Raw genomic sequence first — 9,552 nt, 5'->3', positions numbered from 1 at the left:
GACCGGACAGTGGGGCGGACAGCGGGCCGGACACGGCTCGGAGGACACGCTCCTGGTCAAGGCGTTTCCGGACGCCGAGAAGGAGCGCATGCGACACTCAGACGGTACGGGCGTCGGCCGGCAGCGCCCCGGACGCGTCCGGGGAGGCGGCGGCGCTCTCGATGTCCGTGAGATCCCGGTGCCGGGTCTCCTTGGCACACCCGACCGCGAGCAGGGTGATGAGCGCCGCGGCGATGACGTACAGCGAGATGGGCACCGAGCTGTCGAAGTCCGCGAGCAGCGCGGTGGCGATGAGCGGTGCCGGGGCGCCGGCCGCGACCGAGGAGAACTGCGCGCCGATCGAAGCGCCCGAGTACCGCATCCGGGTCGCGAACATCTCCGAGAAGAACGCCGCCTGCGGCGCGTACATCGCGCCGTGGAAGAAGAGCCCCACGGTGACGGCGAGCAGCAGGCTGCCGAAGTTCCGTGTGTCGACCAGCGCGAAGAACGGGAACGTCCACAGCCCGACACCGACCGCACCGACCAGATAGACCGGCTTGCGCCCGACCCGGTCGGAGAGCGCACCCCACATCGGAATGACCGCGAAGTGGACCGCCGAGGCGATGAGCACCGCGTTGAGCGCCGTCTGCTTGCTCAGGTCCGCCGCCGTGGTTGCGTAGACGAGCACGAACGCCGTGATCACGTAGTAGCTGATGTTCTCCGCCATCCTGGCGCCCATGGCGATCAGCACGTCGCGCCAGTGATGCCGCAGCACGGCGACGAGCGGCATCTTCTCGGTCGTCCCGGCAGCCGATCTGCGCTCCTCGGCCTGTGCCATCGCGGCCTTGAAGACCGGCGATTCATCGACAGAAAGACGAATCCACAAACCGATGATCACCAGGACACCGGAGAGCAGGAAGGGGATGCGCCAGCCCCACGCTCCGAAGGCGGATTCCGACATCAGCGCGGTGAGCGCGGACAGCACCCCGGTGGCGAGCAACTGCCCGGCCGGCGCACCCGTCTGCGGCCAGGAGGCCCAGAACCCGCGCCGCTCGGCGTCCCCGTGCTCCGAGACCAGCAGCACCGCCCCGCCCCACTCGCCCCCGAGCGCGAAGCCCTGCACCAGCCGCAGGACGGTGAGCAGTACGGGGGCGGCGGCCCCGACCGTGGCGTGCGTCGGCAGCAGTCCGATCGCGAACGTCGCCCCGCCCATCATCAGCAGACTGAGCACCAGCAGCTTCTTGCGCCCGAGCCGGTCGCCGTAGTGCCCGAACACCAGGGCACCGAGCGGCCGGGCGGCGAAGCCGACCGCGTAGGTGAGGAAGGACAGGAGAGTCCCGACGAGCGGGTCGGACTCGGGGAAGAACAACTTGTTGAAGACCAGCGCGGCGGCCGACCCGTACAGGAAGAAGTCGTACCACTCGATGGTGGTCCCGACGAGGCTTGCGGCGACGATGCGTTTGAGATTCGACGGGGCTGGCGGAGAGGTTGCTGGGGCGGCCATGGGTACCACTTCCGGACGGTTGGCGGGGACGGGTGTGCGTCGCCATACCGTAGGAAGGGGCAGGTCAGGGGCGTATGTGGCGGGACACCATAGTTCTGCCGCCCGGAGTGCGTGTGCCCACCATGCGGGGCTCCGGCCGGTTTTCCGATGCGCCGCGCCCCTGGCCGCGCTTCCGAAGTGCTCGTCCGCTCTCTACGGTAGAAGTGACTTCACACGCGCATGGCGCGACGGCGAGACAACGGGGGCATCGTGGAAGCGGAGTTGGCGGCACTGGCGGCGTCGGGTGCGACGACCCTGGTGGGTCTCATGGTCTCGGACGCCTGGGCGCAGACCCGGGAGCGCATGGCACGATTCCTTGCGCGGGGTGGGGAGACCGATGGTGTGGACGAGGAACTCGACGCGTCCCGGGAGGAACTCATCGCGGCCCGCGACGGCGAGGATCCGGATGTCGCGGCGGACATCGAGGACGAGTGGCGGCTCAGGATGCGCCGGGCACTGCGCGCGGACCCGGCGGCCGCACAGGAACTGCGACTGCTGCTGGACGAGCTCGCCCCTCGATCAGAGGGTGTGTCGACCGTGACGATCAACAACAGCGTCAGCGGGGACACCCACAACTCCCAGGTCATCCAGGGGCAGAGTTTCTCCGGCGGCCTGACTTTTCACGGTTAGGGGACAGCGTGAAGAGTGAGGAACCCGGTGCCCGCCGGGAATCCACCTACGTCAGCAACGACCTGTCCGGGGTGGTCCACGGCCCGAGTGTCCAGGCCCAACGGATCCATGGCGGAATCACCTTCAACGTCCAGGCACAGCCCGGCGTCGGGCCGGACATCAGGCCGGACGAGGTTCCACCCCTCCCGTTTCCGTTCGTCAATCGCTCGAAGCGTCTGGCGGAGCTCGACGCCTGGCTGGGAACGGGACGCCCGCGGTCGGTGAAGGTCGGGTTCGGAGCCCTGTACGGCATGTCCGGCGTGGGCAAGACCGCGCTGGTGTCGCACTGGGCGGACGAGAAACGGGATCTGTTCCCCGACGGTCAGACCTACGTCGATTTCGCGGCACTGCGGGACGAGCCGGAGGGCGGGGACGTGTCCGAGGCTGTTCGCCGGTGCCTCAGGTCCCTGGGAGTCGAAGAGTCGACCATCCCCGCCCCGCTCGCCGACCGTACAAGGCTGTTCCGGTCACGTACATCCGGCCGGCGGCTGCTCGTGGTCCTCGACAACGTGAGCCAGCCGGCCCAGGCGGCCTCCCTGATCCCCAAGGGCGAGGGCAGCGCACTGCTGGTCACGAGCGGCGGTCTGCTCGGGGAACTGGCCTTGGACGGTGCGCGGATGATGCCGGTGCGGCCTCTGGGCCGGGGCAGCGGACTGGAGTTGCTGACCGAGCGGTGCGGTGAGGCGGTCGTCGCGGCGGACAGGGAGTCGGCCGAACGGCTGGTGGACCTCTGCGGTGGCCTGCCGGTGGCCCTGCACATCGTGGCGGCCCGGCTGCTGACCAACCCCGGGCTGACCCTGGCGGGTCTGGCCGGCGAGCTTGCCGACGAGTCCGGTCGCCTGGCCGGAATGTCCCTCGGAGAGGAGCGGTCGATGTCCGCCGTGCTCGATCTCGGCTACCGGGAACTTCCCCCGGACACGGCCCGGCTGTACCGGCTCCTGGGCTGGCTGCCGAGTACCACGTTCGACGTGGGCGTCGCCGCGGTGGCGGCGGGCATCGACACATCGAGCACCGGGACGATGCTGAGAGCACTCGTATCGGCGAGCCTTCTGGAACCGACCGGGGACGGCCGCCACCGCTTCCACGACCTGGTACGTCTCCACGCCCGGGAGCGCGCCGCCGCCGTGGAGCCGGAAGGCGAACAGCTCGCTCTGCTGGGGCGGGTGACGACGCACTACCTGGCGCTCACCGCACTCGCGGACCGGTCGATCAGGCAGGACCGGCTGCGGATCGCGGATCTCACGACGTTGTTGAGCGCGGCCCCCAACCCCTTCGGGACCACGGGGGGCCCAGCGCCTCTTGACTGGCTGGAAGCGGAACACCGCAACATCCTGGACGTGCTGCGGGCCGCTGTTCGCGAGGAGACCCTCCAGGCCGAGGTGTGGCAGCTGTCCGAGGCGTTCACGGCGCTGTTCTTCCATCATCGGCATCTCGGCGACTGGCGGGAGTCGCTCGAACTGGGGGCGGCGGCCGCGGCCGCCGCGCTGGAACCGGCCGCCGAGGCCCGGCTGCGTAGTCTTCTGTCCCGCCCGCTGATGGACCAGGGCGAGCACGAGGCAGCACGGCGGGAGCTGGAATCCGCCGTGGCATGCGCCGAGGTGTCGGGAGACCTCGTGGTGCGGGCCTCCGTGCAGGAGTTCTCGGGACGGTACTGGGAACTCTACGACCTCTCCCGTGCCATGGACGCCTACCGCGGTGCGCTTGAGCTCAGCACCGCGGCGAACGAAGGGCGTGGCGCCGCCATCGCGGCCTATTTCCTCGGCAGCGCCCAGGACGCCGCCGGTGACCACGGCGAGGCCCTGGTCACCCTGCGAGGGGCGCACGCGGAACTGACCGCGCGGAACGATCCGCGAATGGCGGCGCGGGTGCTGGCCGCCATGGGCCTCGCCCACGATCATCTCGGGGAGCAGGACGAGGCGATCCGCACGCTGAGCGAAGCCGCCCGAGCCCTGCGGGAGCAGCGGGCGACGCACTACGAGGCCCAGGCCCTGGTGGCCCTGGCCGGAATCAAGGAGCGCTCGGCCGCCGATCCCGAGGCGGTACGGGCCGACCTGACCCGGGCCCTGGAGATCTACGAGGCGGGCGGCAGCCCGCAGGCCGAGGCGCTTCGCCGACGGCTCGAAGGATCGGGCGAAACGGGCTGAGGGACGGATGTCCTCAGCCGAACGGGCCGACCGGGACATGCGGACGCAACCGGAGGGAGACGTCTTCGTCGCGCAGCTCACCGATGCGCAACGTCACCATGGCGTCGTCCAACGCCGCCCCTGCGCGCAGCAGGGTGTAGACGGTCGCGGCCGGCAGACCGGGATCGACTGCGGGACCGGTGACCGCCGCCTCGACGATCCGTCCGTCGCGCAGCCCCACCAGACAGCCGCCTCCGTCCAGGGCAACGGCCGCGAGGCGGCAGCCGGGACAGCGGCGCAGCGTTTCCCCGATCCAGCGCAGGGCCGCGGCGGTCGTCGAAAGGGCACTGCGCCGGATCAGGACCGACGCACTCTCGACCAGACGCAGGTCCCGTTCCCGCTCGTCACAGGCCAGGTGGGTGAATGCCGGCGGGCCCTCGCTTTCCGCGTCGGACACCGCCGCGGGGTGGCGCCGCACGGTGACGGTCGGCCTTTCGTCGTCGTGGAACGAGGCCGTGGTCGCCACCTTCCAGGAGGAGACCGAGGACACCGGTTCTTCCGGCGCGGGCAGTGTCAGTCGGGGCGGGGCACCGGGTGACGGCTCGGCCAGTCCCATCAGGTGGTAGAGCGCGGTTCGCAGCTGATGGAGCGCCTGCCCCGGCCGGGCGAAGGCCTGTTCGGCGATCGTGCGGTAGCGGTCGGAGGAGTGTTCGTCGACGGCGGTTCTGATCTGCTGAACCAGGTTGCCCAGCGGATCGAGCCGAGGTGCGGCCCGTCCGAGGCCGTCCACGGCCGTACCCGGCACGGCATCGCTGCCGAATGCGGCGAGCAGCACCGGCTTGCCCAGAGCCGCACCGTACAGGGTGACCGAACCGTGGTCGCCGACGACGGCGTCCGCGGCCACGAGTGCCGGCCTCCAGACGTGGACGGGGGGAATCAGGATCAGCCCCGCGTCCAGTGCGGCTGCCAGAGCCGTGCGGATCTGCCAGGCGCCGTGCCCCGACCAGACGTTGGGATGGATGATCGCGGCGACCCGAAATTCGTCGTACGGCAGCGCGGCGAGCAGACGGGCCGGGAGACCAGGGTTCTGCCCGATCAGGGAGGTGGGGCCCCAGGTGGAACTGAGCACCACGAGCTGTCGCCCGTCCGGCACGCCCAGCGCGGCCCGGTAGGCCCCGGCCTGATCCAGGCTGACGAGCAACTCGTCGAAACAAGGGTCGCCGACAAGCAGTGTGTGTTCGGCCGCCTTCGGATGGGTGGCGAGCAACTGCTCCTCCTGGCCCGGATGCGAAATGGCGAGCCAGGCCCGTCCGGACTCCAGGAGCCGGTCCGGCACCACCCCGGACAAGCGGCTGCGCGGTGCCCGCGAGTCCGGCACGTGCTTCTGGAAACCGATCCCGTGGGGCAGCACCAGAACGGGACAGTCCCCCTCCGGCACATCGATGTTCTCACTCGCGGAGACGATGAGATCGGGAGCGGTGTCGGCCAATTGCTCCCAGGACATCACCCGGCATCCCGAGTCGTGGAGCAGGTCGAGCACCCCGTCGCTGAAGGCGGACGTGGAGTCGTAGGCGAAGACGACGGCCACCCGGCTGTCACCGCGCAGCAGCGCGGGCAGGCACTCCAGGACCCTTGCGGTCGACGTGACGGTACGGGCGGCTACGACCAGAGTCTTCTCGCCATGAAACGTGCGCCATCGCGGAGCGTCCGGCCCGACGGGAACGCGGAGGGGCTGCCTAGCGTGCATGGCCACCCCAAGACGCTACCCCCGGTCGCGCGGCTCGCGGCTCGCGGCTCGCGGCTCGCGGCTCGCGGCTCGCGGCTCGCGGCTCGCGGCTCGCGGCTCGCGGCTCGCGGCTCATGGTTGCTTTATCGTGCTTCAAGCTGGAGAACAACCCCTCCGGAGGGTCAGTGCGACGTCGGTGTTCGCATACACCGTAGCCAACTCTCCATCTACTTCAGCACGGTCACCACCACTGCCATCACCGCGCTGATGACGGTCAGGGCCGTCGCGAACGCCCTGCCCGACCTCGCGACGGCCTCGGGTGCCGGGGCGCCGCCCCAGCGGGCGACGGCGAACGCGATTCCCGCCACGAGACAGGCGGACATCACCGCCAGCGCGACCGCCATGAGCAGCATCGCCGTATGGGTGGGGCTCACAACAACTCCTCCTTCGAAGCCTTGGATGCCTTCGATGCCTTCGAGCTCGTCTGCTTCGTGCGGGCGGGCATTCACGCGGCACGAAACAACCATCCACCTGCACGAGGGCCGGCCGAGCGGGTTGGATGTTGTCCACGTGACAACACGGGGTTGTCCGGGGAACAACTTGGTCTGAGAGAGATGACGTGGGGACTTTGAAGCGGCCCGGCCGGCCCTGGGCGCCCGCACGGGGGTCGTGCAAGGAGATCAACGATCTCGTTCACGCCCTGCGGACCTGGCTCGACACCTCCAACGTGTCGGTGACCCAACTGCGTGACCGATTGACCGGCGAGCACTTCCGTGCCGGTGCGGTTCCCGATCTGCGCAAGCTGCGTGAGCAGCTTTCCGGAGTTGCCCTGACCTGGGATCTCGTCGAAGCCGTCGCCGATGTCTGTTTCCCCGACGAGTCCGGACCGCGGGCCGCCGAGCGGCTGGAGCGACTGCAACCGCTGTGGAGCGCCGCTCAAACCACCCCCACGCCCGTCACCGCCGACGGGAATCCCTCCGTCCCGGCCCACGAGCTCGTCGAGGCCCAGCAGCGCACGATCGCCGCGCTGGAGGATCTCAACCGTGTCCGGCAGGCCTTCGAGGTCAGTGAGCAGGCCAGGCAGCAGGCTCTCCAGGTGGCCACGGTGCTCTTCGCGCTGCTCGGCCAGACGCAGGCGCAAGTCGCCCAGCTCACAAGACGGTTGGATGCCCTGCGCGGCGCGGACGATTCGTCTCTCGTCGACGTGGAGATGGCGGGACACCGTCTCGACCGCGCCGTACGGCAGTCGGAGGACCTCCGCTCGCAGCTCGGCCGGGCCGAGGCAGAACGGGATACGGCGCAGCGCGTGGCCGACCACGCCGCCCGCCGTATCAAGGCGCTGGAGGACGAGCTCCGTGAACTCAGGAGCGTCTCCGCCCCCGGCGGTCAGCCCCGCTCGGGAACCGCCCTGCAGATTCCCGGCCCGCTGACCGGGACCGCCGACGACGCCGCGCTCGATCAGGTCGATGCCACACTGCGCAAGGCCCGTGACGTCCTCGACCGGGAACACGAGGCCGTGCAGGAGGCGGCCGAGGACATGGGCTGGAGCAAGTCCCGGGACGCCGGGACGGATCACCCCGGCTCCGTCATTCCCGGGCAGGCCGTGCGCGGCGGAAGCCACCACGACCCCCGGTCCGCGCCCATCGACGACGAGTTGTTCCGCACAACCCCGAACAACCCCAGGACCAGCGGTGACGGACCCGGCACCGAGGTCGAGCTGCGGCGAGTGGACGACTCGATGCGATTCGTCGGAGCCGCGACCCGGCGGATCGCCCGCGGCATGGACCTGGACGAGATCGTGCTCGGGCTGTGCCGTGCGACCGTACCGTCGTTCTCCGACGAGATCTTCGTATATCTGCGCGACCCGCTCCCGGTGGGCGATGAACGACCGGCCTCCCCGTTCATGCTGCGGCTGCGCCGCATCGACCGGCTGCGCCCGGAACGGCGCGACGGGCACCTCGCACCCGACGCCGATCCCGCCGTGCTGCGCCCGGTGCCTCCGGGCAGCGCGCTTGCCGAGGTGTTACGCGGGGTGCGCCCGCTCCTCGGCGGCTCGGCCGCCGGCCGGGACGCACTGCCCTGGCTGCTGGGTGCCGACCACCCACTGCCCGACGGGCACCGGGCGATTCTCGCCCCGCTGCGCGGTCGGCGCCGGGTCATCGGGGTCGCGGTCTTCCTGCGCGGGAACGGGCGGTCGAGTTTCGATCCGAACGACCTTCTGGTCGCGGCCCAGTTGGTCACGCACACGGCGCTCTCCCTGGACAAGGCCGTGCTGTACGGGCGCGAGGCGTACATCGCGGGGGAGCTGCAACGGGCGATGCTGCCGAGTGCCCTTCCGCAGCCGCCCGGCGTCAGGCTCGCCTCCCGCTATCTGCCGGCCGCCGAGACGGCCCGGATCGGCGGCGACTGGTACGACGCGATCCCGTTGCCCGGGAGCCGGGTCGCCCTGGTCGTCGGCGACGTCATGGGCCACTCCATGACCTCCGCGGCGATCATGGGGCAGCTGCACACCACCGTGCAGACCCTCGTCGGTCTCGACCTGCCGCCCCAGGAGGTGCTGCGACGGCTCGACGAACAGGCGCGGCGCCTGGGCGACGACCGGATGGCGACCTGCCAGTGCGCGGTCTACGACCCGGTCGCGCACACGATCACCATCTCCAACGCCGGTCACCCGCCGCCCGTGCTGCTGCATCCGGGCGGCCGTGCGGAGGTGCTGCAGGTGCCGCCAGGACCCCCGGTCGGGGTGGGCGGGGTGGACTTCGAGGCCGTCGAGCTGGACGCGCCCCCGGGCGCCACATTGATCCAGTACACCGACGGTCTGGTGGAGTCCCGGCTGCGGGACATCTGGATGGGCATCGAGCAGCTCAGGGAACGGATGGCGGCCGCGGCACGGCTGACCGGCCCGGACCACGCGCCGTCACTGGAGGCCCTCTGCGACGACGTGCTGCACATGGTCGGCCCGGGGGACCGGGACGACGACATCGTGATTCTCGCGACGCGGTTCGACGGGATCGCGCCGAGCGACGTGGCGCGCTGGTCCCTGGAGCCGGTGCACGAGTCCCCCGGGCGGGCCAGGCGGCTGGTGCGGCGGACGCTTGCCGGCTGGGGCCTGGCGGAGCTCTCGGACTCGGCCGAGCTCCTGGTGAGCGAGATCGTGACGAACGCCGTGCGGTATGCGGAACGGCCGGTGAGCCTGAGGCTGTTGCGGACCGATTCGCTGCGCTGCGAGGTCGGCGACGATTCGAGGCAGATGCCCCGGGCACGCTGGGTTCGGTCCACCGACGAAACCGGCCGCGGACTGCACGTCGTCAGCGCGCTGGCGCAGCGGTGGGGCGCGGCGGATGTCTCGGGAGGCAAGGTGGTCTGGTTCGAGCTGGACCTGCCCCTGGGGTGAAACCTCCTGACGGGCCCGGGAGTCCGGGCGGGGCGGTGCCGCATTCCTCATCCGCCCGACGCCCGAGCGACGCGAACACGACAGCCGCCCGATGTGCGGGGCCGGTGAACTGCCGTAG

Annotated in this window: 5 protein-coding genes and 1 pseudogene; 3 read left to right on the top strand and 3 right to left on the bottom strand. The window is 70.7% G+C overall.

What is annotated here, in order from left to right:
* Positions 1 to 97 precede the first annotated feature (97 nt).
* On the bottom strand, positions 98 to 1,483 hold the full coding sequence (locus ABZ622_RS41090; RefSeq protein ID WP_360552331.1) for an MFS transporter: 1,386 nt from the start codon (positions 1,481 to 1,483) through the stop codon (positions 98 to 100).
* A 249-nt stretch (positions 1,484 to 1,732) separates the two neighbouring features.
* On the opposite strand from ABZ622_RS41090, the gene ABZ622_RS41085 reads away from it, so the two are divergent.
* The gene (locus tag ABZ622_RS41085) at positions 1,733 to 2,152 is read left to right on the top strand and encodes a hypothetical protein (RefSeq protein WP_360552335.1); all 420 of its coding nucleotides are present in this window, start codon (positions 1,733 to 1,735) and stop codon (positions 2,150 to 2,152) included.
* An 8-nt stretch (positions 2,153 to 2,160) separates the two neighbouring features.
* Positions 2,161 to 4,335: an NB-ARC domain-containing protein gene (locus tag ABZ622_RS41080; protein WP_360552329.1), complete on the top strand. Its 2,175-nt coding sequence runs from the start codon at positions 2,161 to 2,163 to the stop codon at positions 4,333 to 4,335.
* Between the two features lie 13 nt (positions 4,336 to 4,348).
* Here the strand turns inward: ABZ622_RS41080 and ABZ622_RS41075 are convergent, their stop codons facing one another.
* Together ABZ622_RS41075 and ABZ622_RS41070 are read right to left on the bottom strand one after the other, a co-directional pair.
* The gene (locus tag ABZ622_RS41075) at positions 4,349 to 6,061 is read right to left on the bottom strand and encodes a hypothetical protein (protein ID WP_360552333.1); all 1,713 of its coding nucleotides are present in this window, start codon (positions 6,059 to 6,061) and stop codon (positions 4,349 to 4,351) included.
* 206 nt (positions 6,062 to 6,267) lie between these two features.
* Positions 6,268 to 6,474 (bottom strand): hypothetical protein, encoded by a 207-nt coding sequence (locus ABZ622_RS41070; RefSeq protein WP_266692592.1) that lies wholly within the window; start codon positions 6,472 to 6,474, stop codon positions 6,268 to 6,270.
* Between the two features lie 1,304 nt (positions 6,475 to 7,778).
* Between ABZ622_RS41070 and ABZ622_RS41065 the strand changes: the two are divergent.
* Positions 7,779 to 9,434 (top strand): annotated as a pseudogene (locus tag ABZ622_RS41065) (ATP-binding SpoIIE family protein phosphatase); the annotation flags it as partial.
* Between the last annotated feature and the right edge of the window lie 118 nt (positions 9,435 to 9,552).

The sequence above is a fragment of the Streptomyces sp. NPDC007164 genome (genome assembly GCF_040634135.1).
Taxonomy (GTDB): Bacteria; Actinomycetota; Actinomycetes; order Streptomycetales; family Streptomycetaceae; genus Streptomyces; species Streptomyces sanglieri.
This window is presented reverse-complemented; position numbering and strand designations above follow the sequence as displayed.